Origin of the sequence: Deinococcus koreensis, assembly GCF_002901445.1 — a bacterium.
GTDB classification, from domain to species: domain Bacteria; phylum Deinococcota; class Deinococci; order Deinococcales; family Deinococcaceae; genus Deinococcus; species Deinococcus koreensis.
This window is the reverse complement of record NZ_PPPD01000001.1, coordinates 1997547-2020863: the sequence shown is the minus strand read 5'-3', so window position 1 is coordinate 2020863 and position 23317 is coordinate 1997547. Positions and strand designations below refer to the sequence as shown.

27 protein-coding genes are annotated in these 23317 nt (G+C 69.1%); 13 read left to right on the top strand and 14 right to left on the bottom strand.

Annotated elements, in window-relative coordinates:
- Positions 1 to 390: 390 nt before the first annotated feature.
- A complete protein-coding gene (locus tag CVO96_RS21075) occupies positions 391 to 1323 on the top strand; it encodes a hypothetical protein (RefSeq protein ID WP_165795260.1) in 933 nt (310 codons plus the stop codon).
- 290 nt (positions 1324 to 1613) lie between these two features.
- Here the strand turns inward: CVO96_RS21075 and CVO96_RS09620 are convergent, their stop codons facing one another.
- Together CVO96_RS09620 and CVO96_RS09615 are read right to left on the bottom strand one after the other, a co-directional pair.
- Positions 1614 to 2174, bottom strand: coding sequence for an HNH endonuclease (locus CVO96_RS09620; protein WP_165795259.1), 561 nt, complete (start codon positions 2172 to 2174; stop codon positions 1614 to 1616).
- Positions 2175 to 2403: 229 nt separating this feature from the next.
- Positions 2404 to 3051: a MarC family protein gene (locus tag CVO96_RS09615; protein WP_103312041.1), complete on the bottom strand. Its 648-nt coding sequence runs from the start codon at positions 3049 to 3051 to the stop codon at positions 2404 to 2406.
- A 195-nt stretch (positions 3052 to 3246) separates the two neighbouring features.
- Here CVO96_RS09615 and CVO96_RS09610 point away from each other — a divergent pair, with 195 nt between their 5' ends.
- A complete protein-coding gene (locus CVO96_RS09610) occupies positions 3247 to 3447 on the top strand; it encodes a hypothetical protein (protein WP_133161778.1) in 201 nt (66 codons plus the stop codon).
- A gap of 27 nt (positions 3448 to 3474) precedes the next feature.
- Here the strand turns inward: CVO96_RS09610 and CVO96_RS09605 are convergent, their stop codons facing one another.
- Genes CVO96_RS09605 through CVO96_RS09595 form a run of 3 tightly spaced genes read right to left on the bottom strand, consistent with a single transcriptional unit; the run spans position 3475 to position 6505 of the window.
- Positions 3475 to 4197, bottom strand: coding sequence for a hypothetical protein (locus tag CVO96_RS09605; RefSeq protein WP_103312039.1), 723 nt, complete (start codon positions 4195 to 4197; stop codon positions 3475 to 3477).
- Between the two features lie 38 nt (positions 4198 to 4235).
- Positions 4236 to 5588, bottom strand: coding sequence for an MFS transporter (locus tag CVO96_RS09600; RefSeq protein ID WP_103312038.1), 1353 nt, complete (start codon positions 5586 to 5588; stop codon positions 4236 to 4238).
- Positions 5585 to 6505 carry a polysaccharide deacetylase family protein gene (locus tag CVO96_RS09595; protein ID WP_103312037.1) on the bottom strand — a complete coding sequence of 307 codons (921 nt, stop codon included), beginning with the start codon at positions 6503 to 6505 and terminating at the stop codon, positions 5585 to 5587. Before CVO96_RS09595 ends, CVO96_RS09600 begins: the two co-directional genes overlap by 4 nt.
- Positions 6506 to 6781: 276 nt before the next feature.
- Between CVO96_RS09595 and CVO96_RS09590 the strand changes: the two genes are divergently transcribed.
- Positions 6782 to 7585, top strand: a complete 804-nt coding sequence (locus tag CVO96_RS09590; RefSeq protein WP_103312036.1) for a VC0807 family protein — start codon at positions 6782 to 6784, stop codon at positions 7583 to 7585.
- A 217-nt stretch (positions 7586 to 7802) separates the two neighbouring features.
- Here the strand turns inward: CVO96_RS09590 and CVO96_RS09585 are convergent, their stop codons facing one another.
- The 4 genes from CVO96_RS09585 to CVO96_RS09570 form a co-directional block, all read right to left on the bottom strand.
- Positions 7803 to 8537: a metallophosphoesterase family protein gene (locus tag CVO96_RS09585; RefSeq protein ID WP_103312035.1), complete on the bottom strand. Its 735-nt coding sequence runs from the start codon at positions 8535 to 8537 to the stop codon at positions 7803 to 7805.
- 58 nt (positions 8538 to 8595) lie between these two features.
- Entirely contained in the window at positions 8596 to 8871 is a 276-nt protein-coding gene (locus CVO96_RS09580) for a hypothetical protein (RefSeq protein ID WP_103312034.1), read from the bottom strand.
- 101 nt (positions 8872 to 8972) lie between these two features.
- On the bottom strand, positions 8973 to 9467 hold the full coding sequence (locus tag CVO96_RS09575) for a flavin reductase family protein (protein ID WP_103312033.1): 495 nt from the start codon (positions 9465 to 9467) through the stop codon (positions 8973 to 8975).
- A 58-nt stretch (positions 9468 to 9525) separates the two neighbouring features.
- On the bottom strand, positions 9526 to 9981 hold the full coding sequence (locus CVO96_RS09570) for an FUN14 domain-containing protein (protein WP_103312032.1): 456 nt from the start codon (positions 9979 to 9981) through the stop codon (positions 9526 to 9528).
- 185 nt (positions 9982 to 10166) lie between these two features.
- Between CVO96_RS09570 and CVO96_RS09565 the strand changes: the two genes are divergently transcribed.
- Positions 10167 to 10754, top strand: coding sequence for an RNA polymerase sigma factor (locus tag CVO96_RS09565; protein WP_103312031.1), 588 nt, complete (start codon positions 10167 to 10169; stop codon positions 10752 to 10754).
- A 445-nt stretch (positions 10755 to 11199) separates the two neighbouring features.
- A complete protein-coding gene (locus CVO96_RS09560; RefSeq protein ID WP_243398269.1) occupies positions 11200 to 12258 on the top strand; it encodes a CAP domain-containing protein in 1059 nt (352 codons plus the stop codon).
- 169 nt (positions 12259 to 12427) lie between these two features.
- Here CVO96_RS09560 and CVO96_RS09555 read toward each other — a convergent pair whose 3' ends face one another.
- A complete protein-coding gene (locus CVO96_RS09555; RefSeq protein WP_103313402.1) occupies positions 12428 to 13660 on the bottom strand; it encodes a sensor histidine kinase in 1233 nt (410 codons plus the stop codon).
- A gap of 26 nt (positions 13661 to 13686) precedes the next feature.
- Positions 13687 to 14190, bottom strand: a complete 504-nt coding sequence (locus CVO96_RS09550) for a hypothetical protein (RefSeq protein WP_103313401.1) — start codon at positions 14188 to 14190, stop codon at positions 13687 to 13689.
- Between the two features lie 304 nt (positions 14191 to 14494).
- Here CVO96_RS09550 and CVO96_RS09545 point away from each other — a divergent pair, with 304 nt between their 5' ends.
- The 8 genes from CVO96_RS09545 to CVO96_RS09515 all read left to right on the top strand — a co-directional run bounded on the left by CVO96_RS09545 (position 14495) and on the right by CVO96_RS09515 (position 21430).
- Positions 14495 to 15442 carry a DUF4384 domain-containing protein gene (locus tag CVO96_RS09545; RefSeq protein ID WP_103312030.1) on the top strand — a complete coding sequence of 316 codons (948 nt, stop codon included), beginning with the start codon at positions 14495 to 14497 and terminating at the stop codon, positions 15440 to 15442.
- Between the two features lie 234 nt (positions 15443 to 15676).
- The gene (locus CVO96_RS21070; protein WP_165795257.1) at positions 15677 to 15814 is read left to right on the top strand and encodes a hypothetical protein; all 138 of its coding nucleotides are present in this window, start codon (positions 15677 to 15679) and stop codon (positions 15812 to 15814) included.
- 79 nt (positions 15815 to 15893) lie between these two features.
- Entirely contained in the window at positions 15894 to 16514 is a 621-nt protein-coding gene (locus CVO96_RS09540) for a 1-acyl-sn-glycerol-3-phosphate acyltransferase (RefSeq protein ID WP_103312029.1), read from the top strand.
- A gap of 178 nt (positions 16515 to 16692) precedes the next feature.
- Positions 16693 to 17496: an ABC transporter ATP-binding protein gene (locus CVO96_RS09535; RefSeq protein ID WP_103312028.1), complete on the top strand. Its 804-nt coding sequence runs from the start codon at positions 16693 to 16695 to the stop codon at positions 17494 to 17496.
- Entirely contained in the window at positions 17493 to 18236 is a 744-nt protein-coding gene (locus tag CVO96_RS09530) for an ABC transporter ATP-binding protein (protein ID WP_103312027.1), read from the top strand. Before CVO96_RS09535 ends, CVO96_RS09530 begins: the two co-directional genes overlap by 4 nt.
- Positions 18237 to 18274: 38 nt before the next feature.
- Complete coding sequence (locus tag CVO96_RS09525) at positions 18275 to 19492, top strand: ABC transporter substrate-binding protein (RefSeq protein WP_103312026.1); 1218 nt, start codon at positions 18275 to 18277, stop codon at positions 19490 to 19492.
- 94 nt (positions 19493 to 19586) lie between these two features.
- Positions 19587 to 20477: a branched-chain amino acid ABC transporter permease gene (locus tag CVO96_RS09520; protein ID WP_103312025.1), complete on the top strand. Its 891-nt coding sequence runs from the start codon at positions 19587 to 19589 to the stop codon at positions 20475 to 20477.
- Positions 20474 to 21430, top strand: coding sequence for a branched-chain amino acid ABC transporter permease (locus tag CVO96_RS09515; protein ID WP_103312024.1), 957 nt, complete (start codon positions 20474 to 20476; stop codon positions 21428 to 21430). Before CVO96_RS09520 ends, CVO96_RS09515 begins: the two co-directional genes overlap by 4 nt.
- Before the next feature lie 427 nt (positions 21431 to 21857).
- On the opposite strand, the gene nrdR is transcribed toward CVO96_RS09515, so the two are convergent.
- Genes nrdR through CVO96_RS09500 form a run of 3 tightly spaced genes read right to left on the bottom strand, consistent with a single transcriptional unit; the run spans position 21858 to position 23292 of the window.
- Positions 21858 to 22310 (bottom strand): transcriptional regulator NrdR, encoded by a 453-nt coding sequence (gene nrdR / locus CVO96_RS09510; RefSeq protein ID WP_103312023.1) that lies wholly within the window; start codon positions 22308 to 22310, stop codon positions 21858 to 21860.
- 10 nt (positions 22311 to 22320) lie between these two features.
- Positions 22321 to 23055 carry an SDR family NAD(P)-dependent oxidoreductase gene (locus CVO96_RS09505; RefSeq protein WP_103312022.1) on the bottom strand — a complete coding sequence of 245 codons (735 nt, stop codon included), beginning with the start codon at positions 23053 to 23055 and terminating at the stop codon, positions 22321 to 22323.
- Between the two features lie 30 nt (positions 23056 to 23085).
- The gene (locus tag CVO96_RS09500; RefSeq protein WP_103312021.1) at positions 23086 to 23292 is read right to left on the bottom strand and encodes a hypothetical protein; all 207 of its coding nucleotides are present in this window, start codon (positions 23290 to 23292) and stop codon (positions 23086 to 23088) included.
- Positions 23293 to 23317: the final 25 nt, after the last annotated feature.

Genomic DNA, 23317 nt, shown 5'->3' with positions numbered 1-23317 from the left:
CTGTCATCTGCGGATCAGAGCAGTCGTCCGAATTCCAGCCTCAGACCAGGAGCGTTCGACGCCTGCATTTTCTGCTCGGCAGCTCGACAAGTCCTCATTGCTGGCTGAAGTTCGCTCGCTCCACCCGGTCATGAAAGGGGGATCCATATGACCACTGCTCCGGGGGCGGTTCAGCTCCACCAGGGTGGGCAGCCCTCCCCTGGAAACCCAAAGGAAAGATGTGGATGCCCGTCAGCCTGCGGTCATCGTGGGCCGCTAAACCAGAGGGCACCAGCGGGTTCCCGGATCGGCCCGGCAGGTTCCGGAGTAACCCCTCCCCACGCCCCACCCGGGCCAGGTTTCTCCCACGGGCCGATCCCCACCACTCTCCACCCCCGCGCAAGGAGTTCCATGTCCAAGTCTCTGCTCTCCACCTTCCCGGCCCTCCGCCTGACCCGCCCGGCCCTGTCGCTGATCGCCCTGGCCAGCCTGACCCCCCTGCTGCCCCTGGCCGCCGCCCAGAGCGTCAAGGGGCAGAGCATCGTCGTGAACCCGGTGGGCGGCGCTGCCGTGACCGGCCTGACCCTGATCAACGCCGATACCAACCAGCCGGTGCCCGGCTTCGATCCCATCCAGCCCGGCGCGACCCTGGATCTGACGAAACTGCCCGGCAAGCTGAACATCCGGGCCAACACCTCGGGCGCCGTGAAAAGCGTCTGGTTCGGCCTGGACGGCAACGGCAACTACCGCCTGGAGGGCGGCGCGCCCTATTCGCTGTGCTCGGACAGGGGCGGCGACTACGACGCCTGCCCGGCCCCGGTCTTTGCCCCCGGCCCGCATAACCTGCTCGCCACGCCCTTCGCGGGTACCGAGGGCAGCGGCGCCGCCGGACAGGCCGCTTCGCTGAACTTCACCGTGGTTCGCAGCGCCGCCCAGGCACCGGCCCCCACGCCGACCCCCGCCCCGGCCGCCGCCGTGACCAGTTTCACCCTGATCAACGCCGACACCAACCAGCCGGTGCCCGGCTTCGATCCCATCCCCGCCGGGGCCCGCCTGCGCCTCTCAGCCCTGCCGCCGCGCCTGAACGTGCGGGCCAATACCAGCGGCAACGTGCGGAGCGTGCGCTTCGTGCGTGACGGTCAGACCTACGTGGAAAACGAGGCGCCCTACTCGATGTGCGGCGACACCAAGGACAAGAGCGGCAAGAAGGGTGATTTCCTGCCCTGCCCCGCCGACCGCTTCTCGCCCGGCAACCACCGCCTGAGCGCCACGCCCTTCACGCAGATGTTCGCCAAGGGCTCCACCGGCCAGGCCCTGACCTGGGACTACAGCGTCGACCGCTGAGCCACACCGGACTCCCGACTCAGCCGAGGGCCGCTCTGAAATGGGCGGCCCTGCGTTTCTGAGTTTCCGTCGTGTAGGCCAGCGGGGTGCTGGTGAGGGTCGGCCTGCCCGGCGAATCCAGCCCATCCTCCGAACGGCGGCCGGACGGGGCGTATCTGCGGCGGAGTCCCGAGCAACCAGTCAGAAGAGCGAGGTGGAGCCCCATGGCTGCCACCTCGCCCTTTAGCGCCTTGAGCTCCCCCCTTTCGTGTAAATCCTGCCCCGTGGTTCAGACGCCGCGCCGCGTGTGCTCAGCGGATGTACTGGGCCCATTCGGGCTGCCAGTGGGCGAACTGGCCGTGCGCGTAGACCCCGAACGTCGGAGCGCGAGGCCGGGTGCGCAGCGGCATCCCGGCCTCGTCAGGGGTGCGGCTCCCCTTGTGCTGGTTGCACGGTCTGCACGCGGTGACCACGTTCTCCCAGTTGTGCCGGCCCCCCCGCGAGCGGGGCAGCACGTGATCCATGGTGAGTTCCTCGGCGCTGCCGCAGTACTGGCAGGCGAAGGTGTCCCGCCGCAGGACGTTGCGCCGGTTGAAGGGCACCGGATGGACGCGTGGCCGGCGCACGTATTTGCGCAGCCGGATCACGCTGGGTACCTTGAGCACCGTGCTGGGCGAACGCACGATGTCACGGCTGCTCTCCAGAACCTCGGCCACACCGTACTGCAGCAATGTGATGGCGCGCTTGGCGCTGGTCACATGGAGCGGTTCGTAGGACGCGTTGAGTACCAGCACGCGCGGCGCATTGAGATCCGCCGCGACCCGTGGTATTCGCACTTCCTCCTCTCTGGGCATGTCCTTTCTGGAGATCATGCCCGGCATTCTAACCCGGCGCCGTCAGGCGAATGTTGCGCCGGGACGCTTAGCAGCCCTCCTGGAGCGCTCATCGTTCTGGCCTAGAGGCCCCGCCTGCCCGGTCATACGCACTGCGCTCCATTCCGCTCCCACCAGGACAGCACCGGATGTTCCTCCATACCGCACAGCACGTCCTTTTTGCTCCTCCCTCTGGTCGGGCCCTGGGCCGCAATTGGTATCAGCCGGCTCAGCCGGTCTTGAGGCCGCCGCGCAGCAGCTCCAGCACGCCATCGGCCACGTACTGGACGGCCAGGGCGCCCAGCAGCACCCCCAGCACCCGGGTGACCACGTGCACGCCGGTCACGCCGATCACACGTGAAATCTGCCCGGAGAGCCGCAGCGCCAGATAGCACAGCAGCAGCACGAAGGCTGTGACCAGAAAGACCGTGCCCAGCAGCAGGGGGCTGCCGTGCGCGGCGCTCGCCAGGATCATGATGCTCGCCAGGGTGCCGGGGCCGGCGATCAGGGGAATGGCGAGCGGAAACACCGAGATGTCCTGCCGATCCTGCGCCTCGCGCTCCTCCTCCGGAGACTCGCGGCTGCCGCTGTGGCGGGCGAACACCATGTCCAGCGCGATCAGGAACAGCAGGATGCCGCCGGCCACCCGGAAGGAACTGAGGCTGATGCCCAGGTGTTCCAGCAGCGCCCGCCCCCCCAGCCCGAAGGCCAGGATGATGGCGCCCGCCACCAGCGAGGCCTTGAGGGCCACCCGCCGCCGCTCGAAGGCCGGACGGTTGCCCGCCAGGCCGATAAAGATGGGCGCCAGCCCGACCGGATCCATGACCACCAGCATGGTCAGGAACGTTCGGGTCATGGTGGTGAGGACTTCGGCCATCTCCGGCACGTGGGCAGCCTAACAGTCCTGGGCCCTGCCACACCAGTGCGCTCCACAGTTCCCCGGCAAACACGCGGTCTGGAAGGGGCGGCCCGCCGACTTCCGGGGAGGCGGGAGAGAACCACAGCCCGGCGTCATGGCCGGTGTCCCGGGCTGTACGAAAATCGTAAGAGGCCGGCGGTCATGCTGCCGCGTATGAACGGGCAGCTGGGCAGATCGGCGTCTCCGGCTGGGGCCCTCCCCCAGCCCGCCGAGGGAACGCCCACCCCGAAGCGCTCGGCAGCACGGCCGCTGCACAGGGCACTGGCGGCCCTGTTCGTCCTGTGCCTCCCCGTGATGGTGCTGCTGGCCCCCGGCAAGGTCAAGGAACTCGCCGACGCCGAGAGCGTGGACTGAGCCACGGCTCCCCCGGCGAGCCCGGGTTTACGGAGCGGCGGGCCGGACGCTGAGTTCCAGGCTGGAGGTGGCCGTGACGGGCTTGCCTGATCCGCCCTCGCCTGATTCTCCCTCGTCTGGCCCGCCCTCCTTCGGCCCGCTGCTGGTCGCCTGCACGCCGGCCGTGTAGGTGTTGACCCCCGTTCCGGGGCGCACGCTCACGCGCACCGGGAAGACCTGACCGACCCGCACGGGGGCGGCCGGCACGCTGACCTGCACCCCCGGCGCGCTGCTCTGGGCCTGCAGGGTGAACAGGCCGGGATGGGTGTCCGTGGTATAGCCCCCGATCCGCCCGGTGAGTTCGCGGGTCTCGCCCACCGCGATCCTCAGGCTGCTCACCGGCGAGCCGCCCTGCGTGAACACGATGTACCCGCCCGCGCAGCCCTGGCCGCGCAGTGACGCGATATCGCGGGCGCCCACGTAGAGGGCCGGCAGCAGGGACGCCACCACCAGCCCCAGCCCCAGCGCCGCCCGGCGGGGCCGCCGCCAGTTCGCGGCCGTGAAGGCCAGCCCACCCGGCCCCAGCAGCAGCGGCAGCAGCAGGGCCAGCAGGGTATGGCCCCGGCAGGCATCGAGGAGCAGCGCGCCCCCCACCGCCCGGACAACAAAGGTCAGCGCCGCGCCCAGCCCCCAGCCCAGGGCGAAGGCCGGCAGGAAGTCGCGCAGGTGGTAGGTGGGGAACTCCTGCGGAGACTGGGTCGGCGCACTCATGGCGGCAGGCTAGCGCCTGGGGCGGGGGACAACCGGCCTCAGCGGGACACCTGCCGGGCGGCCAGCGTGCGCCGCACCGCCGCGAGCCGCTCGCCGTGCAGCGGGTAGAACGCCAGCGCCGCCAGCGCCAGCAGAGCCCCCACGATGGCGGGGGCGGTCATGAACAGCCGGAACCCCTCGGCCACGCCCCCCGGCTGCACGCTCAGGGTCGGGTCGTAGCCCGAGCGGGCCGTGACCAGGCCGAAGACGGTGGACGTGATGGCCGCGCTCAGCGTGGTCAGGAAGCCGCTCATGCCGTAGTACATGCCCTCGCGGCGCTGCCCGGTGATCATCTCGTCCTCGTCGATCACGTCGCCCATGATCACGTCGCCCATCAGGATCAGGCCGGCGAGGGCCACGCCGAAGCCCACGGTGGTCGCCAGGGCGCCGGGCACATCCCGCACGAAGGCCAGCGGCACCACCGCGAGGGCGGTCAGGCCGTAGGCGATCATCAGGGTGGTGCGGGCGCCGAAGCGGCGGGCGACGAAGTGCCGCCAGGGCCACAGGCTCAGGCCCGCCACGACGAAGGCGGTCGCCAGCAGCAGGGTGGTCACCGTGCCGCCCGGCTCGCCCAGGCTGTACTTGACGTAAAACCCCATGCCGGTGGCGAGCGTCCCGGTGGTCACGAAGCGCATGGTCTGGGCGACCACCACGCTCAGGAAGCTGGGGTTGCCGAAGGTGGCGCGCACCGCCGGCCCGAAGGCGAGCCCGGCGACCTCCTGCGAGCCCGGGCGCTCGAAGACCCCGCGCAGCCCGCTGTAGATGGCGAGCGCCGCCACCCCCGCGAACACCGCCGCCATCGGCCCCCAGCCGATCTGTGCGGCGAGCACGGGCGGCAGGGCCAGCCCGATCAGCAGGCCCAGCACCTGCACCAGATTCATGCGCCAGGCCACGTCGGTGCGCTCGGCGTAGGTGCGGAACATCTCGGGCAGCAGCGCCAGGTAGCCGGTGCCCGCCGCCGTGCCGAAACTCTCCCAGAGCACCCACATGACCACGAAATAGGCCAGCAGGGCGCCCGGGTTCTGCGCCCCGCTGACCGGCGCGAAGAACAGCAGCGCGAAGAAGACCAGGGTGGGCAGCGCCCCGAAGCGCAGGTACGGAATCCGCCGTCCCCAGCGGCTGCGCGTGCGGTCCGACAGGAAGCCGATGATGGGGTTGTTCACCGCGTTGTAGACCGCGAACAGGCTCATGGTCGTGGCGGCCCAGCTCGGCGGCAGCTTCTGCACGTCCACGTAGTACAGCAGCAGGAAACTGCCGGCCTGCGCGGGGATGGTCAGCCCCAGGTTGATCAGCGCGTACAGCCAGCGCTGGCGCGGGGTGGTGTCGGGCACGGGCCCGGACAGCGCGCTCACGACGCGGCCGCAGGCCTGGCCGGACGGTTCGCCCGCATCCAGTCGCGCAGCGGCCGGTAGCCCATGACCTGCACGCCGCTCTGGGCGATCACGTCTTTCATCCGCGGGTCGCGGAAGGCCTCGTAGTTCGCCACGCGGCCCGGCCAGTCCGGGGCGATGGCGCGCAGTTCGGGCGTGTCCTGCGCCGGGTGCAGGATGAAATGCGTGATCCCCGGCGGCAGCTCCCGCAGCGCCCGGCGGGTCACCTCCAGATGGTCGCCGCCCTCGTGTAGCGGCAGCATGTACAGGTGATCGACCAGCGGAAACCGCCGCCGCTCCAGGGCGCGGCCGTACTGCCAGGCCACCGCCGCGCCCGCCAGGTCGAAGCCCTGGGCCCGCCAGCCCCGGATACCGTGGCGCGGGTACATGGCGGGCACACCTTCCTGCCTGGAGAGGGCCATCACGCCGGGCAGGAACTTCGGGTGGGCCAGTGCGCCCATGTGCGAGTCCATGTGGGTGATGTCCACGCCCCAGGCCCGCGCCCGGTCGACCTGCGCGGCCAGTTCCCGGCGCACCGCCTCCGGGCGGCCGCTGGCCTGAATCTCCGCCGTGCCGCGCGGAAAAAACCCCTCGGCGTCCAACAGGCCCCCCGCCCGGTCGCGGCTGGACACCGGCCCCCAGCGGAACTCCGCCCACTCGCTGGTGATGGTCAGGTGGACGCCCAGGTCGGCATTCGGGTGTGCGCGGGCCACGGCGGCCCCCTCGGCGGCGGCCACGCAGGGCACCATCAGCGCGGCGGAAGACAGTGTGCCGGCGTCCAGCAGGTCGGCGTAGGCGCCCACCGTGGCCTCACACATGCCGATGTCGTCGGCGTGGAAGATCACCACGCGGTCGGAGGGGGAAAAGCCGAGATCAGTCAGGAGCGGATTGGGCCGCATCGAACCTCCAGGGGCGACGGGAAGATGGCGGAGAAGGATGGGTTCCAGCATGACACGCCATACGGCTTCCGCTCCATTGCGCCCCCACCAGGAAAGCACCGGATGCTCCTCGCTTGCGGCGCTCTGCGAGTCCATACCGCTTCAGTCCGCCGCTTTTCCTTCTCTGCTGCGCAGCTCTGCGGGTCCCTTCGTCCCTGATTGATCCCGAAAACAGAACAGAAGTCATTCGGAACCGGTCTCAGACCCTCCCAGCAGGCTTCATCCGAGAGTGCGAGAATGCCTCCCATGACCGAGCAGGCCCCGCCCTCCCCCACGGCCAAGACCCCCCGATCCGCTGTCCCCAAGACCGTCTGGGATCTGGTCTTCACGCTGATCATCCCCATCCTGATCCTCAGCCCGAACATCCTGGGCAGCGGCATCAGCGTGTCCGAAACCGTGTTCGGCGGCGGCACCACCGGCAACGTGCGCGCCTACCTGCTGGCCGCGCTGGTGCCGGTGGTGTACGTGCTGTGGGATCTGATCGCCAACCGCAACGTGAGCCCCGTGGCCCTGATCGGCGGGGCCGGCGCCATCTTCTCGGGCGCCCTGGCCTTCTGGTACGTGGACGGCTTCTGGTACGCCATCAAGGACAGCGCGAGGTCGTACCTGACCGGCCTGCTGTTCCTGATCTCCGCCGCGACCTCGGTACCGCTCTTCCGGGTCTTTCTGGACGCCGCCAGCATCGGCGAGAAGCCCGAAGACCGCGCCGCCACGCAGCAGGCCATGCGCGATCCCGGCGTCCACCGGGGCCTGGTGCTGGGCACGGTGGTGTTCGCGCTGGTCGATCTGCTCGGCGGGGTCGTGAACTCGGTCGTGAACTACCAGCGGGTAACGGCGAAGTTCGGCACCGACGACTTCAATGCCCAGATCGCCGCTGTGAACGCGGTCATGCGTGTGCCGGGGCTGGTCATCAGCCTGGCCGGCGTGGGCGCCGCCATCTGGCTCGTGCAGCGTGCTGTACAGGCCCGCTACGGCACGGGCGCCAGCCTGCTGGAACCGGCCAGGCTGGCAGCGGCGATGAGGGAGCGCGGAGAGGGCTGAGGGTGAGGCCACCACACAGGTGGAGGCTTTGCTCTTGACGAGTCGCCCGCGTAAACCCCTCAGTCTGCTTCGCAGCCAGCTCCCCTCAAGGGGAGCCAAGAAGAGCGTGCTGTTGGGCCTTTCCTCGCCTCCCTTCTAAGGGGAGGTGGCGCGGAGCGCCGGACTCGTAGAGCTGCGAAGCAGAGGGGTCACCTTCCGCGCCACCGAACACCCCTCCCTATTCCCCCGTCCGAGCCCTTCTCTTCTGAAACGCGCCGGTTAACAACTCGGTCACGTATTCCTTGATAAAGGGCATCCCACTGTTCTCGGCGGCGCTGATTTCCTCGTCGCGGTCGTAGGTCAGGCGCACGAAGGTGGCCGAGTGACTGGGGCTGTGGGGGTCGAATTCCAGGATCAGGTAGCAGGGCAGCGTGGAATCGAGCGGGTTGCCCACGGAGCCGCAGTTGATCAGCGGCCGGCCCTCGACATCCAGCAGCAGCGCCTCGTGCATGTCGGCGTAGACCAGGGCGTCGGCGTGCTGGGTCAGGCCGTAGGCGGGGCTGGGCTCGAAGGCGCTGATCTGGTCGGCCAGACTGGAGTGTGGATACAGGCGGTGGAAGAGCCCGCGCGAACTGGCGTGCACGAAGCGCCACCACGCGCCGGAGAACTGCTCCTCGATGCCGTAGGGCAGCGCGCCCAGGTAACTCAGCTGGGCCGGGCTCAGTTTGCTGCGCGGCCAGAGATCCTGCGGGCGATTGGTGGCGCCGGCCACCCGTGCGTCCCAGTTGCCCTGGATCACGTGCGAGGCGTGGGCCTGAGTCCACTCCAGCACCTCTTTCGGGCGCGGGCCTTTGCCGACCAGATCGCCCAGCACCCACAGGTCGTCCACTCCGCGCCGCCGGGCGTCCGCGTGAACCGCGAGCGTTGCCGCCAGATTGGCGTGCAGGTCCGCGAGGATGGCGAGACGAATCATGCCCCGGAGTGTAGCCCGCGTCCCTGGGCCTGACCTGTGTCAGGTGCGCCGTTCGGATTCAGGCGGTCATCGGCGTCAGCGCCCGCACCATGCCCCAGGTGATCAGCGCGGCCGTCAGTAGTCCCGCCAGCACGAACCAGGCCGGAGCGCGGCCCCCGCCGACCGCATTGGCCGCCGTCCAGGCCACCCGCAGGTTCACCAGCGCGAACACCAGGAGGAAGGCGTCCAGCGCGTCCACCACCCGCCCACTGCCGATGCTCAGCGGATACCCGACCAGAAAGGTCAGACCCGCCAGGGCCAGGGCGATAGCCAGTTGCAGGGCGTAGGGGGGCACGGGGGCATTATGCCGAAGAAGGCGGATGGCCGATGGTCGAAGGCAGATGGCTTCAGGACGTTCTTGACCATCTGCCTTTTGCCATCTGCCATCCGCCTCCCCTACCCCAGCTCGTGATACTGCCCACGGAAGTACAGCAACGGATCATCGTCGGTGTAGCGGCTGTATTCCACGAAGCCCAGATACAGCGTATGGTCGCCGGCCGGGATGACCTGATGCTTGCGGCACACCAGTTGCGCCACCGAGCCGCCGATCAGGGGCAGGCCCTCGTGGTCGAACCAGGGCACGAGCTGGCCTGGGTCGGGCTTTCCGGCGAAGTGCTCGCTCAGGGGGCGCTGCGCGGTGCTCAGCACGTTCACGCCGAAGTGGGTCACGCGCTCCTCGGCCAGCAGGGCGTGCATGTGGGCGCGGGCGTCCACGCTCACCAGGATCAGCGGCGGCTCCAGGCTGACCGACACGAAGGCGTTGGCGGTCATGCCCCGGCGCTCCTGGCCGTCGGTGGCCGTGACCACGGTGACGCCACTGGCGAAGCGGCCCAGCGTCTGGCGGAATTCGAAGGGTGTGAGGCCCCCTGAGGCGGGCTGGGCGTCAGTCATGCGGGCAGTCTAAAGGCAGCAGTCTCAGGGCAGAGGTGACGGCGCTGAGGTGGCGGCGCTAGACCCGGGCCCGGAGGCCCACGAGCAGCCCCGCCGTGTAGGCCCCGGCGAAGGGCAGGTTGGCGGTCAGGACGCGCCGGAACCAAGTCGCGCCCTGCTCGCTGCCCTGCCGCAGCCAGGGTTCGGTCAGGGCCTGCAGCCGCAGCCAGTTGACGGTGATCAGGTCGAAGTAGGCGAGCAGCTGCAGGGTGATGAACAGTACGCCCACCACGATCAGCACCACCCGCCCGACGTGCCGCAGGGCCACGCCGGTGGCGAAGCCTAGGAGCGCGCCCACACTGAGATCGGGCAGCGCCGGGCGCAGGGCGTCGAGCAGACTGCCGGACTGGGCCAACTGGGTCTGGGCCACCTGAGACTGGGCCAGCTGGGTCTGGGCCGCCTGAGTCGCGGCCTCCGTGGGAAGGGCCTGGGCAGACAGGACGGGGATGGAAGGTGGGGTGGGCAGCGTGGTCATGGTGAGGGGCTCAGGCAGAGCGCTGGGCGCGTGCATCCTAACGCGCCGGGTCTTACGGTGTTCCCGCAGGCCCGGCGCTGCCCAGGCCAGACGCCCCCAGATCCACTGCGTCCAGCCCGACATCGTTCATAGGACTACAGTTCAGGGCGGCACAGCCCGCCCCGGCACAGTATCCTGGGCGCACCGTGAGCGCCCCTACCGATCCCCCAGCCGACGCGCTCGCTCCAGAGCGGCTCGAGCGGCTTCTGGCCGGCGAGGAAAGCGCCTGGTACGACTTCGTGCAGGAATACGAGGGCCGCATGTACGGCTACCTCTACCGCCTGGAAGGCAACAGCGAGGACGCACTCGACCTGACCCAGGAGGTCTTCTACCGGGCCTGGCGCAGCATCCGCACCTTCCGCTCCGGCGAACGCGTGCTGCCCTGGCTCTATCAGGTGGCGCGCAACACGCAGATCGAATCCCACCGCCGCAAGCAGCTCCAGCGCTTCAGCCTGGAGGAGGCGCGCGAGGACGTGGGCTTCGAGGTCACCAGCGTGGCCCGCTCGCCCGTGCAGGCCGCCGAGAGCGCCGACGCCCAAGACCGCGTGCAGCGCGCCCTGCTGAAGCTTCCCGCCGAGTACCGCGAGGCCGTGGTGCTACGCTTCGTCGAGGATCTGCCCTACGAGGAAATCGCGCAGATTCAGGGCGTGGCGGTCGGCACGGCCAAAAGCCGCGTGTTCCGCGCCAAGGAGCAGCTGGCCGAACTGCTCGCGGACGTGGCCGACGTGAACTGATCAATGGTTCGGACAGTTTCCGCATAGAGTTGCAGGAGATGCGATGAATACGGCGTTTTTCGCCCCTCCCCCTTGAGGGGGGGGGTTGGGAGGGGGTGAATGGGCATGACGTCCCAGCTGGACGTACTCAAGTCGGCTCACTGCTGTTCATCGGATGTGTCCGCGCTATTGACTGAGATGGGTTCCGTCCAATTCCCTCGCATCCGCCAGGAAACCGGATGCACGTCCATCGCCCGGAACTCGTACGCTCTCCTTCTGTGCTTTGCAACTCTACGAGTCCGTTTGGTCGGAGTTCACTCCGTTTTCAACGGGATGGTGTCGGAATCCGTATGAACGCACTGCCGGCTGCCGGGCCGGGCACCTTGGGAAACCGTGGGAAGCAGCGGGAGCGTGTGGGTCAGGGTTTGTCACAACCCGGTCAGGCCCGGCCGGGTAGCCTGAAGGGGTGACGCCCGCTGGCCGCGACTTGCCCACCCCCCGCACCCCCTCCCGCCGGCTGCGCCGCGCCGGACTGGGCCTGAGCCTGGCCGCCCTGCTGGCCGCTCTCCCCGACACGCTGCAGGATTCCGGCCGGGCCCTGGCGCAGAGCGCCGGGGTGCCCTTCCAGATCGGTTACAGCGCCAGCTCCGAACTGAGGGCGCCGCTGCTGGTCACCTTCCACGCCACCATGCCCGCCGACTACCGGGTGGAATGGACGTTCGGAGACGGCGGGGCGGCCTCCGGGCCGCAGGTCAGGAATACGTACTACCGCGCCGGGTCGTACACCATGCAGGCCCGGCTGCTGGATTCGGGCGGCCGCGTGGTCAGCCGGGCCGAGGCCAAGATCGACGTGAAATCCGGCGGCCCGGAGCGCGGCGCCCTGACCATCCTGCTGGGCCAGGGGCAGGTGCGGCTCAGCGCGGTCGACAGCGTGCTGTACACCCCGGCCGCGCCCAGGCTGCTGCTCGACGGCCAGGAGGTCGGGGAGCGGCCCGTCAGCCTGAACCACGGCACCCACCAGGCCACCGCCCTGGTCACGCTGCAGGATGGCCGCCAGCAGGAACGCCGGATCACCTTCACGGCCGCGCCCTTCAGCGGCTCCGTGCCCTTCGAGAGCGAGGTGCTGCGCCTGACCAACCGGGCCCGCGCGCGCGGCTGGAACTGCGCCACCCTGCGCGAAGGCGGGGCCAGCCTGCCGCCCCTGTCGCAGAGCGCGGCCCTGGACGCGGCCGCCCTGGCACAGTCGGCGGGCATGGCGCTGGGCGGCTATTTCGACCACGTCAGCGGTCTGGACGGCAGCACCCCGCTGCGCCGCGTCCTGGCCGCCGGCCTCAAGCCCCGCGCCGTGGCCGAGAACATCGCGGCCGGCCAGGAAACGCCCGCCGAGGTCGTGGACGGCTGGCTCCGCAGCCCCGGCCACTGCAAGAACATCATGTCCGACTTCGGCCTGATCGGCCTCTCCTTTGTGAACCGCCCCGGCACCCCCTACGGACGCTACTGGACCCAGGTCTTCGCCCGGCTCTGAGAACAGTCAGTTCCGCCCCGCCATCCCAGCCCGGCCCGGAAAGGCCAGAGGTCAGGGCCACCGAGCAGCACCGGCGCACAGGGACGGATAGAACGAAATCCGGAGCGCCTGACCTCCTGCTGGATCACCCGACTGCGGGACACCGCGCCCCTGCCGTATCAAAGAGGGCCTACTCGAACAGGGTGGGACGGCGGGGCTCGGTCAGGCTGGAGGCAGGCTCGCCCAGGCGCACCGTGGCGATCAGGCCGCCCCCCGGCGCCGGCGCGAGGCTCACGTCGCCGCCGTGCGCGCGGGCGTAGCGGCGCACCAGCGGCAGGCCCAGGCCCTGGCCCCCCCGCAGGCCGCGCGGGCCCCGTTCGTAGGGCAGGAAGACGGTCTCCAGCTGGCTCTCGCTGAGCCCCGGCCCGCGGTCGCGCACGCTGATCTCCGGGGCGCCGCCGACCTCCTGCAGCCGAACCTCGACCAGGCCGTCGGTGTACTTCAGGGCGTTCTCGACCAGATTTTCCACGATCTGCAGCAGGCGGTCGGGATCGACCAGCCAGGTGACCGGCTGTGAGGGCACCTCCACCTGCACGCGGGCGCTCGCCAGCCGCCTCAGCAGGGGCCGCAGATCCGTGGAAGAGACGCGCAGGGTCACGTCCAGGTAGAGGTCGTTCAGGCGGGTCAGGTCGGCGCGGCTGGCGAGCTGGGCGGCGCTGTCCTCGATCAGGCCCAGCAGGTGCTGGCGGCGTTCGGGCGTGTCGGCGTGCCGCAGCAGGTCGCTGGCCAGCAGGAGCGACTGCAGCGGCCGGCGCAGCTCGTGGCTGGCCAGATGCAGCGCCTCGCGCTGCCGGGCCTCGCGGCGCGAGCGGCGTTCGCGCTCGGCCCGCCACATCAGCAGGGCCCGGGCGATCAGCAGCATACTCATCAGCCCGGTCACCAGCGCCGTGCCCAGCAGTGTCCGCCGAAGCTGGGTCAGGGCGCCGACATACCGGCGGATCACGGCCTTGGCCTGCTCATCGGCCTGCCGGCCCAGGCGGATGGCTTCCAGGGAGGCGGCCGCCCGCGACTCGGGCGTATCCTGCTCCAGGTAGTGCGCCACCTGTGCGAGCCGGGCCTCTCCGTAGCTCTCGATCTCGGCCAGGCCCGTGAACTGTGTTGGGGTTCTGGCACTGGAGAGGGCGCGGTCATGAAACTCCAGCCGTTTTCGTGGGCTGATCTCTGGACTCAGGCTGGCGATCTGATACGACTGGACATCCTGCACCAGCCCCTGGAAAGCGTAGAGGCGTGCCCCATTGTTGCCGTTGATGAGCGCCCGGTAGGCCGGCTGGGTTGCCAGCGACAACAGGGCAATCGTCAGCAGCGCAGGCAGCGCGGCCAGCAGCGCCTCACGCCAGGCCAGCGCGGGCGGCACTCCACGCATCTGCTCCCGCCAGACCCGCCACATGGTCAGGGAACGGGGGTGATGCGCTCGGCGAACCAGACCCAGGCCGCCGAATAGAGAGGTGAATGAAAGCGATCGGCCGAGGCCGGGAGCACCACGGTCAATGGCCCTTTCTGCAACACCGGGATGGGCGCTCCATCGGCAGCGTAGGCGAGCATGATGGGGTAGCTCAGATAATCCTTCGCCAGGATGGTCGAGACGAAACCGTTGCTGGCATAGATCCGCAGATCCTTGCCGGCGAAGCCACCTAGAACCGCCAAATCCCGCAGGGGCACGCCCTCGTAGGTGTAAAAGCGGTTGAGCTGGGGATGCCGAACCCGGTAGCGCACGGCGGGCATGGCCTGGAGCTGCCTCAGGGTCAGGCTCAGGCGTGCAGCGCCGTTCTGGACGGTCAGCAGCTGTTCCTCGCCAGGCTGGGCAGACGGAGTGGGCCGGGCGGGACGGACATAGTTGAAGGCGCGGTAGCGGGGCAGAGGCCGGGCCGGAATGGCCGCAGGCTGGGCAGTCATGGCTCCGGCCGAGGTGGACTGAGCTGATGAGGTCTGGGCCGCCTGGGGGGCCGGAGTCAGGGCCAGCAGGCCACCCACCATCGCCAACGCCGCGCCTGTCCGACGAGCGGTGACGAAGCCTCTGGTGCCAGCATCTGAATTGCGGGGGATCACCCCGTCAGTCTATTGCATGAGTATCGTGGGCAGCGCCAGCCGCAGGGGCCCCCTCCCGGTCACCGCCCGTGGGCCGGAGATGAGAAGAGTCTGCCGACCCTCTCTGGGACGCCGTCAGGCTGAGGTCATGAGGGCGCCGCAGACTCGCTTCATGAAGAAGATCCTTGCCCTCAGCGTCCTCAGCACCGCCCTGGCCGCTCCGGCGAACGCCGCGCCGACCATCAGCGCGCAGAGCATCATCGTGAATCCGCTGCCCAGCACCGTGAGCGTGCGGGTCTGGACAGACCGCGACTCCAGCGGCGCGGCCACCCCCGACTACGCCCCCGGCGAGAAGATCCGCCTGTACACCTCCGTGTCCCAGGACGCCTACGTGTACCTGTTCAACGTCGATCCGAACGGTCAGGTCGATCTGATCCTGCCCAACCGCTATCAGAGCGGCGCCAACTTCCTGAAGGCCGGCGCCGTCAAGGTCTTCCCGGCGGCCGGCGACGCCTTTACCTTCGATATCGCCGCGCCCTACGGCGTGAACAAGGTACTCGCGCTGGCCAGCAAGACCCAGCTCAACCTGAGCGAGATCGCCACCTTCAAAAGCCAGCAGAACTCCTTCGCCTCCGTGAACGTGCAGGGGCAGGGTGAGCTGGCACAGGCCCTGAGCATCGTGGTGACCCCGGTGCCGCAGAACAGCTGGGACAGCGCGACCGCCTTCTACCGCGTGGCGAACCGCGTCGCCAACGCCCCAGGGCAGGCCGCTCCGCTGCAGACTGCGCCCATGCAGACCCAGCCCGTGCGGGCCCAGCCGCTGGCCGTCCAGCCGGCTCCCCAGACCGCCCAGGCCCTCTCGATCGCGGTGAGCCCGGCCGCTCCTCTCCCCTGGGGCAACGCCCGCGAGTGGAAGACGTCGGTGGACAACCGCAGCGATCTGCGCGCGATCCACGACGAGTACGCGGCCCGCCTGAAGGCCAGCGGCTACAGCCTGACCAAGACCGACACCAAGAACAACGAGATCAAGAGTGAATTCCGCAGGTCGGGCGGCGGCAAGGCCGAGCTGAGCGTCAAGCGTAAGGGCGGCCGCGTCGAGATCAAGGTCGAGCGCGACTGAGGTCGGCTTCAGCCTCCCCTTCTCCATCCCCCCGCGTCTGAACTGACGCGGGGGGATGTTCTGTGTCGGAGGCCAGCGCGTCCCCAGGGCTGGCCCGACCGGGCAGCCGCCGAGAGGTACAGGCTGACTGGGCGTGGAAAAGGCGGTCACCGACCTTGCGGCGCTCTGCAGGGCGAGCCCCCTTCCCCGTGAACATTCTCACACCAGATGAGAAAAAAGTAACATTAAGATGAGATGAAAAGAGGCATGATGACGGTCATGGAACTGCTGTTCGCTGGTTCGGCCATCGTCATCTCGCTGGTGCTGGCCGCGTGGCAGGAGCGGCCCAGGGCTCAGCGTGCGCCGACCCGCCCGCCCGAGCGCAAACCCTGAGGGCCGACTCCGGCACGCGCCGAGCGGGCCGAGACCACCCGCTCCGGCGACCCGTGGCCCGCCCGTATACTCGCCCCACATGTCTCCTCTGTGGCCCGGCCGCAAGCACACCCTGACCTCACGCCTGGCGCTGGGCACCATGCGCCTGCTCGGCTGGACGCCCGTGCTCGCTCCCCCGCCGGGGCCGAAGTTCGTCGCGGCGGTCGCGCCCCACACCAGCAACGCGGACTTCTGGCCCGGCATCCTGCTGTCGCTGGCGATGCGGCTGCCCATGCATTTCCTCGCCAAGCGCGAGCTGTTCGCGCCGCCGCTGGGGTTCCTGATGCGCGCCCTGGGGGGCCTGCCGGTCGACCGGCAACGGGCCGGCGGGAATTTCGTGGACGCGGTCGTGGCGATCATCAACCGAGAACCCGAACTCGTGCTGGCCGTGGCGCCGGAGGGCACCCGGGGGCGCGGGGAGTACTGGAAGACCGGCTTCTACTACATGGCGCTCGACGCCGGCGTGCCCATCGGCGTCACGGCCTTCGACTGGGGGCGGCGGCGCTTCGGCATGATCGGCTACGTGCAGCCCAGCGGCGACATCGACGCCGATTTCGCGCAGATCCGCGCGCTGCTCCAGGGGGTGCGCGGCCGCACGCCCGGCCAGGAAACGCCCGCGTACCCGCGCCCCCTCCAGGCCGGCGGCCCCAGCCGGAGTTGAGGCGCTGCCCGGAATCGCCGCGCCGCTGGAGGACACCGAACCCTTGAGCCAGCGTTCATCGCTGCGGCCCCGGGCGCCCAGGGTGTAACACGGCCGTCACGCCCAGGCATTACACTCCCCCCGTACCACAACCACGACAGGGAGGAACGATGCCTGGAGCTGCATCTGGCCGCACTTGATGACAAGCCCATCTTCGAGCGCTCATGGCGCCGCCGTTCCCCCGGCCGCGCTGGACACCATCCTGGAAGCCCGCCACCTCGTCAAGGAGTTCCGGGGCTTCCGGGCCACCAATGACGTGACGTTGGGCATCCGCGAGGGCGAGATCCACGCCATTATCGGCCCCAACGGGGCGGGCAAGACGACCCTCTTCAACCTGCTCTCGGGCTTCCTGAAACCGACCTCGGGCGAGGTCAGGCTCTCGGGCGAGCGCATCGACACGCTGCCCCCGCACCAGATCGTGCGCCGGGGCCTGTCGCGCTCGTTTCAGATCAGCTCGGTCTTTCCGACCATGACGGTGCGGGAGAACGTGCTGGTCGCGCTGCAGTCGCCCACCCCGCTGCCGCACCAGTTCTGGACGCCGCTGTCACGCCTGGACTCGCTGAATGATCAGGCCGACCGCATCCTGACCGACGTGGGGCTGGCGGACGCCCCCACCCGGCTGGCGGCCGACCTCAGCCACGGCGAGAAACGCCAGCTGGAGATCGGCATCTCGCTGACCCAGAACCCGAAAGTCCTGCTGCTGGACGAACCGACGTCCGGCATGGGTTCGGAAGGGGTCGCGCGGGTGATCGACCTCGTGCGGCAGGTGGCGCGGGGGCGCACGGTCGTGCTGGTCGAGCACAACATGAGCGTGGTGGCCGAACTGGCGAACCGGATCACCGTGCTGCAGTACGGCTCGGTGCTCGCCAGTGGCGTCTACGACGACGTGCGCCGCGACCCGCGCGTGATCGAGGCCTACCTGGGCGACGAGGCGCACGCATGACCGCCGCGTCCGTCTCGCCCACCCCCGGAACGGTTCCCCCCGGCACGCCGCTGCTGCAGGTGCGCGACCTGAACGCCTACTACGGGCAGAGCCACGTCCTGCACGGCGTGAACCTGCACGTTAACCCCGGCGAGGTCGTCAGCCTGATCGGGCGCAACGGGGCGGGCAAGACCACCACCCTCAAATCCATCATGGGCGTGCTGCGCAGCCGCACCGGGCAGATCACCTTCGGCGGCCAGGACATCGCGCGGCTGCCCAGCCACAAAGTCGCCGCGCGGGGCCTGGCCTGGGTGCCCGAGGAGCGCGCGATCCTGGGCACCCTGAGCGTGAAGGAGAACCTGGAGCTGCCGCCCGCCCGCAGTGGTGGCTGGACGACCGAACGCGCCTACGAGGCCTTCCCGGTGCTGCGCGAGCGGGGGCACCACCCCGGCTCCAAGCTCTCGGGCGGCGAACAGCAGATGCTGGCCATCGTGCGGGTGCTGAGAAGCGGCCCCAAGCTGCTGCTGCTCGACGAGCCCTCCGAGGGCCTGGCGCCCGTGATCGTGCAGGCCATCGGGCGGATCATCGCGGAGCTGCAGCGCGAGGGCCTGAGCGTGCTGCTGGTCGAACAGAACCTGAAATTCGCCACCCGCCTCGCCGACCGCCATTACGTGTTCGTGGACGGCGAGGTGGTGGACGAGGTGCGCCGCGAGGACGTGCCCGCCCGTCAGGCCGACCTGCTGCGTTACCTGAGCGTCTGAACCCTATCCATCATCCCCACTCTCCGGAGGTACCACCCATGAACAAGACCAAGCTGACCGCCCTGCTCGCCACCGCTGCCCTGGGCACCCTGGGCGCCGCGCAGGCCCAGACCCTCTCCGACGGCGCCATCAGGGTCGGCGTGCTGACCGACCTCTCGGGCGTGTACTCCGAGCTGGCCGGCCAGGGCTCCGTGAAGGCCGCGCAGATGGCCGCCGAGGATTTCATGAAGGCCAACAAGGCCTACGCCGGCAAGGTCACGGTGACCGGCGTGGATCACCAGAACAAGGCCGACGTGGCCGGTAACAAGGCCGCCGAGATGATCGACCGCCAGGGCGTGGACATGCTGGTGGACATGCCGACCAGCAGCGCCGCGCTGGCCGCCACCGAGGTCGCCCGCCAGAAGAAGGTCATCGCCATGGTCGTGACCGGCGCCACCACCGCCCTGACCAACGAGAAGTGCAACAGGTACACCTTCCACTACGCCTACGACAACTTCATGCTCGCCAACGGCACCGGCACGGCCGTGACCAAGCGCGGCGGCAACTCGTGGTACATCATCTACCCCAACTACGCCTTCGGCCAGGATCTGAACCGGCAGATGATGGCGGCGGTGCAGGAAAACGGCGGCAAGATGGTCACGAACAGCGACGCCACGCCCTTCCCGAACACCGATTTCTCCTCGTACCTGCTCAAGGCCCAGAGCCTGAAACCCAAGATCTTCGGCACCATGCAGGCCGGCAACGACCTCGTGAACGTGGTCAAGCAGTACAACGAGTTCGGCCTGAAGAAGCAGGGCATCGGCCTGGGCATCGGCCTGCTGTTCGAGACCGACGTGGCCGCGCTGGGCCAGGACGCCTTCGCGGGCGCCATCGCCACCGTGCCGTGGTTCTGGAACTACGACGCAAGGTCGCGCCAGTGGGCCATGAAGTTCGAGAAGGCCTTCGGCAAGAAGCCCACCTGGGCGCAGGCCGGCGTCTACTCCTCGACCATGACCTACCTGCAGGCCGTGGCCCGCGCCAAGACCGACACCTCCGACGCGGTGGTGAAAGCCCTGGAAGGCCACTCCTTCGACGACTTCTTCGCCCGCAACGCCACCATCCGGGCGCAGGATCACCGCGTGCTGCTGAACGTGCACACCGTGATGGTGAAGTCCAAGGCCGAGTCGAAGGAGGCCGGCGACATCTACACCCGCCTGGCGACCATTCCGGCCGCCAAGGCCTTCATGCCGCTGTCCGAGAGCAAGTGCAAGATGTGAGGATGTCTGACCGTCGAACAGTCGAACGGTCTAACGGAAACGGCCCTGTTTCCTCGTCTGTTCGGCCTTTAGACGGTTTGACCTTTAGACCCCTATGAACACTCAACTCCTGCTGATTCAAGTCTTCAACGGTCTGGTGAACGGCGCGTTCTATGCGCTGCTCTCGCTGGGGCTGGCGGTCATCTTCGGCATGCTGCGGATCGTGAACTTCGCGCACGGGGCGCTGTACATGCTGGGCGCCTTCGTGGCCTTCGCCCTGGGGCAGGCCTTCGGGCTGGGCTTCTGGCCGTCCCTGATCCTGGCGCCGCTGATCGTGGGGCTGATCGGCGTGGTGCTGGAGCGCACGCTGCTCTCGCGGCTGTACGGGCTGGAGCCCTCCTACAACCTGCTGCTCACCTTCGGCCTGACGCTGCTCACACAAGACCTCGTGAAACAGGTCATGCTCTCGCAGTACGCGGTGTCCAGCGCGCCCTACACGCCCCCGGAGGCGTTGTCCGGGGTGGTCAACCTGGGCTTCGTGGTCTTTCCCAAGTACCGGCTGTTCGTGATCGCCCTGAGTGTGGTCATCTGCCTGATCACCTGGTTCGTGATCGAGAAGACCCGCGTGGGCGCCATCATCCGCGCCAGCACCGAGAATCCCGGCGTGACCCGCGCCTTCGGCATCGACGTGGGCAAGTGGGTCACCGGGGTCTTCGGCGTGGGCGTGGGGCTGGCGGGGCTGGCGGGCGTGCTGGCCGCGCCCATCTACTCGGTCGAGCCGTACATGGGCTCCGAACTCATCATCACGACCTTCGCGGTGGTGGTGATCGGCGGCATGGGCAGCATCCTGGGCAGCGTCGTCACGGGCTTCGCGGTGGGCGTGCTGGCGGCGGTCGGCTCGGCGCTCTACCCGCCCATCGCCAACACGCTGGTCTTCATCCTGATGGCCCTGGTGCTGCTGGTACGGCCCAGCGGTCTGTTTGGGCTGCCCGAGGGGGCACGATGACCGTCCTTCCCCGCACGGCCGCGAAAACCGACCGCGAGCGCACGACCCGCGCCGCCTGGCTGATCGGCCTGGGGATCGTGCTGCTGATCCTGCCCAAGCTGATCTACCCGGTGCTGGCGCTGGACATCCTCGCCTGGGGACTGTTCGCGGTGGCCTTCGACCTGCTGTTCGGCTTTTCCGGCCTGCTGAGCTTTGGGCATGCCGCCTTCTGGGGCAGCTCGGCCTATGTCACGGCGTACCTGCTGGGGCACGGCCAGAGCGTGCCGGTGGCGATCCTGGGCGGGGTGCTCTCGGCGCTGGCGCTGGCGGTGCCGGTGGCGTTCCTGAGCGTGCGCTCCAGCGGCATCTACTTCTCGATGATCACGCTGGCCTTCGCGCAGATGGTCTCGTTCCTGGCGCTGCAGTGGACCGACCTGACCGGCGGCGAGAACGGCCTGCAGGGCTTCGCGCGCCCCAGCTTCCTGGGGCTGGACTTCAGCGACTCGACGACCCGCTACTACGTCTGCCTCGCGCTGTTCACCATTGGCTTCTACGTCGCCTACCGCACGGTGCGCAGCCCCTTCGGGCAGGCGCAGCAGGCGGTGCGCGACAACGAGCCTCGGTCGCAGAGCATCGGCTTTGACCCGGCCCGCTTCAAGTTCACGGCCTTCCTGATCAGCGCCACGCTGGCCGGGCTGGCGGGCGCCATGTACGCCTTCGGGCACGGCGTGGTCAGCCTGGAAGTGGTGAACTGGCGCACCTCGGGCGAGGTCGTCATGATGACCCTGCTGGGCGGCACCACCACGCTGTTCGGCCCGGTCATCGGCGCCGGGCTGGTGCTGCTGCTGCGCGACGTGCTGACCACCGCGAACCTGCCCGTGGGCATCGTGACCGGCGTGGTTTTCGTGCTGGTCGTGCTGTTCTTCCGGCGCGGCGTGGTCGGCACCGTGCAGTACTGGATGCGGCGGAGGTAAAGCCCGGTTCTCCTGCTCTCCCCCGCCCGTGCGGGGGTTTTTGCTGCCTGAATCATGCCCCCGGCAGGGGACAGTCAAGTGTGGCCCGGAATTGCCCCTCGGACGCCCAGACTGAGGAGGACTGAAGCGCGTGCAGAGTCGAACCTTCAGACACAGGAGGATGGTCATGGGCAAAGGGGGCAGCGGTGGCGGAGGAAAAGGTGGCAGCGGTGGCCGGGGCAGCAATCAGAGCAACGGCGGCAACTGGCCGAGCACGACGGGCAACCCGTCAGGCGGCGGCCGAGGCAACGCAACGCCGTCGAAATAGACACATCACCCGGCAGAACTCAGGGATGAGCGGCGAACCCCTGAGTTGACTTGCAGGGGTTCGATTCTCTGTTGTGTGGTTGGCAGAGTCCTGCCTCTGCGAGCGCCAATTCCAGCACCCTCACCCTTCCTCGTCCTTCTTCAAGCCCTGGATCTCCTCGATGAAGCGCTCCAGCGAGTCGAAATCGCGGTACACGGAGGCGAAGCGGATATAGGCCACGTCGTCCAGGGGGCGCAGGAAGGTCATGGCGCGCTTGCCGATCTCGGTGGCGGCGATCTCGCTCTGGCCGACTTCGTCCTCGAAGCCGTAGGCAAACGCCCGCAGCGCGTCCTGATCCACCGGGCGTTTCTCGGTCGCCAGCACCAGCCCGCGCAGCAGCTTGTCGGGGTTGAAGGCCTCGCGCGGGCCGGAGCGCTTGACCACCATCAGGGGTTCGAGCTGGGCGCGTTCGTAGGTCGTGAACCGCCGGGCACAGTTCAGGCACTCGCGGCGCCGGCGGATACTGGCGCCGTCGTCGCTGGGACGGGAATTGACGACCTTGGAATCGGGAGCGGAGCAGTAGGGACACTTCATAGGGGGTGCGTCACAGGCTCAGGCCCAGCGGTGATTCCGACACGCGCAGCCTGGGCAGCGGCGGCAGCGGCACCTCCAGCACGTTGCCCCGCAGGTGGGCCATCTCGGGCAGGGCCAGGGTCAGCACGGTGTCGGCCAGCGCCCGATCCAGCTCCTCCTCGCCAGAGCTGGCGCGCGAGGGCAGCACCAGATTCAGGCGCAGCTCCTCGATGTGGGCCCGCTCCACCAGGGCCTGGATGGCCCCGCGCTGGGGCCAGGCGTGCAGGCCCTGTTCGTCCAGATGGGGGCCGATCAGGGTCAGCCAGGTGCCGGGCAGGCGCCGGCGCACGATCTGCGCGATGCCCACCGAGCTCTTGACGTTGCAGTTGAACAGATCCATCCACTCGCCCTCGCTGAGCATGGTGAAATCCGAACTCGCGCGCTTGTCGGCCAGGTGCACGATGCCATGCAGCGCGCCGAAGATTTCCAGGATGCGGGTCTGGGCGCTGAGCCAGTCGAGCGGCACGCCGACATCGGCCTTGATGGGGATGGCGGTGCCGCCGGCGTGCTCCAGGGCGCTGGCCGAGGCCGCCAGCGACTCGCTGTTGCCGCCGATCAGCACCACGCTGGCCCCGGCCCGTGCCAGGGCGGCGCTGATGGGTTTGCCATACCCCTGATCGGCCCCGGTGACGGCCACGACCTGTCCGGCCAGCGCCTCGCCGGGGGGCAAGGAGGCGCGGGACTGCGGGTCGGGGAGGCCGGTCATGGCCCCAGCATACTCTGGGAGCCCTGGGACTTAACCGGCCTGCGGCAGGGCTCTGAGGGCCCCCTCGGGTGGGTCGCCGGCCCGGTGTCCCCGGTTACACGCATGGCACCAGTAGGCCTGATCGCCGTCGCGCAGATCATGCAGGGTCATGGGCTGCGCGCAGGTCGGGCAGACGTGCACGTAACCGCGGCCGCTGGCCGGATGGACGTCCGACTGGTTACGTAATTGACGTTTCATATTCTGATGATAGCAGAACAGGCCC

Coding starts and splice junctions, on each gene's coding strand:
- CVO96_RS21075 (WP_165795260.1), top strand. CDS start 391: ATGTCCAAGTCTCTGCTCTCCACCTTCCCGGCCCTCCGCCTGACCCGC.
- CVO96_RS09620 (WP_165795259.1), bottom strand. CDS start 2,174: ATGATCTCCAGAAAGGACATGCCCAGAGAGGAGGAAGTGCGAATACCA.
- CVO96_RS09615 (WP_103312041.1), bottom strand. CDS start 3,051: ATGGCCGAAGTCCTCACCACCATGACCCGAACGTTCCTGACCATGCTG.
- CVO96_RS09610 (WP_133161778.1), top strand. CDS start 3,247: ATGAACGGGCAGCTGGGCAGATCGGCGTCTCCGGCTGGGGCCCTCCCC.
- CVO96_RS09605 (WP_103312039.1), bottom strand. CDS start 4,197: ATGAGTGCGCCGACCCAGTCTCCGCAGGAGTTCCCCACCTACCACCTG.
- CVO96_RS09595 (WP_103312037.1), bottom strand. CDS start 6,505: ATGCGGCCCAATCCGCTCCTGACTGATCTCGGCTTTTCCCCCTCCGAC.
- CVO96_RS09590 (WP_103312036.1), top strand. CDS start 6,782: ATGCCTCCCATGACCGAGCAGGCCCCGCCCTCCCCCACGGCCAAGACC.
- CVO96_RS09585 (WP_103312035.1), bottom strand. CDS start 8,537: ATGATTCGTCTCGCCATCCTCGCGGACCTGCACGCCAATCTGGCGGCA.
- CVO96_RS09575 (WP_103312033.1), bottom strand. CDS start 9,467: ATGACTGACGCCCAGCCCGCCTCAGGGGGCCTCACACCCTTCGAATTC.
- CVO96_RS09570 (WP_103312032.1), bottom strand. CDS start 9,981: ATGACCACGCTGCCCACCCCACCTTCCATCCCCGTCCTGTCTGCCCAG.
- CVO96_RS09555 (WP_103313402.1), bottom strand. CDS start 13,660: ATGCGTGGAGTGCCGCCCGCGCTGGCCTGGCGTGAGGCGCTGCTGGCC.
- CVO96_RS09550 (WP_103313401.1), bottom strand. CDS start 14,190: ATGACTGCCCAGCCTGCGGCCATTCCGGCCCGGCCTCTGCCCCGCTAC.
- CVO96_RS09545 (WP_103312030.1), top strand. CDS start 14,495: ATGAAGAAGATCCTTGCCCTCAGCGTCCTCAGCACCGCCCTGGCCGCT.
- CVO96_RS21070 (WP_165795257.1), top strand. CDS start 15,677: ATGAAAAGAGGCATGATGACGGTCATGGAACTGCTGTTCGCTGGTTCG.
- CVO96_RS09540 (WP_103312029.1), top strand. CDS start 15,894: ATGTCTCCTCTGTGGCCCGGCCGCAAGCACACCCTGACCTCACGCCTG.
- CVO96_RS09535 (WP_103312028.1), top strand. CDS start 16,693: ATGACAAGCCCATCTTCGAGCGCTCATGGCGCCGCCGTTCCCCCGGCC.
- CVO96_RS09530 (WP_103312027.1), top strand. CDS start 17,493: ATGACCGCCGCGTCCGTCTCGCCCACCCCCGGAACGGTTCCCCCCGGC.
- CVO96_RS09525 (WP_103312026.1), top strand. CDS start 18,275: ATGAACAAGACCAAGCTGACCGCCCTGCTCGCCACCGCTGCCCTGGGC.
- CVO96_RS09520 (WP_103312025.1), top strand. CDS start 19,587: ATGAACACTCAACTCCTGCTGATTCAAGTCTTCAACGGTCTGGTGAAC.
- CVO96_RS09515 (WP_103312024.1), top strand. CDS start 20,474: ATGACCGTCCTTCCCCGCACGGCCGCGAAAACCGACCGCGAGCGCACG.
- nrdR (WP_103312023.1), bottom strand. CDS start 22,310: ATGAAGTGTCCCTACTGCTCCGCTCCCGATTCCAAGGTCGTCAATTCC.
- CVO96_RS09505 (WP_103312022.1), bottom strand. CDS start 23,055: ATGACCGGCCTCCCCGACCCGCAGTCCCGCGCCTCCTTGCCCCCCGGC.
- CVO96_RS09500 (WP_103312021.1), bottom strand. CDS start 23,292: ATGAAACGTCAATTACGTAACCAGTCGGACGTCCATCCGGCCAGCGGC.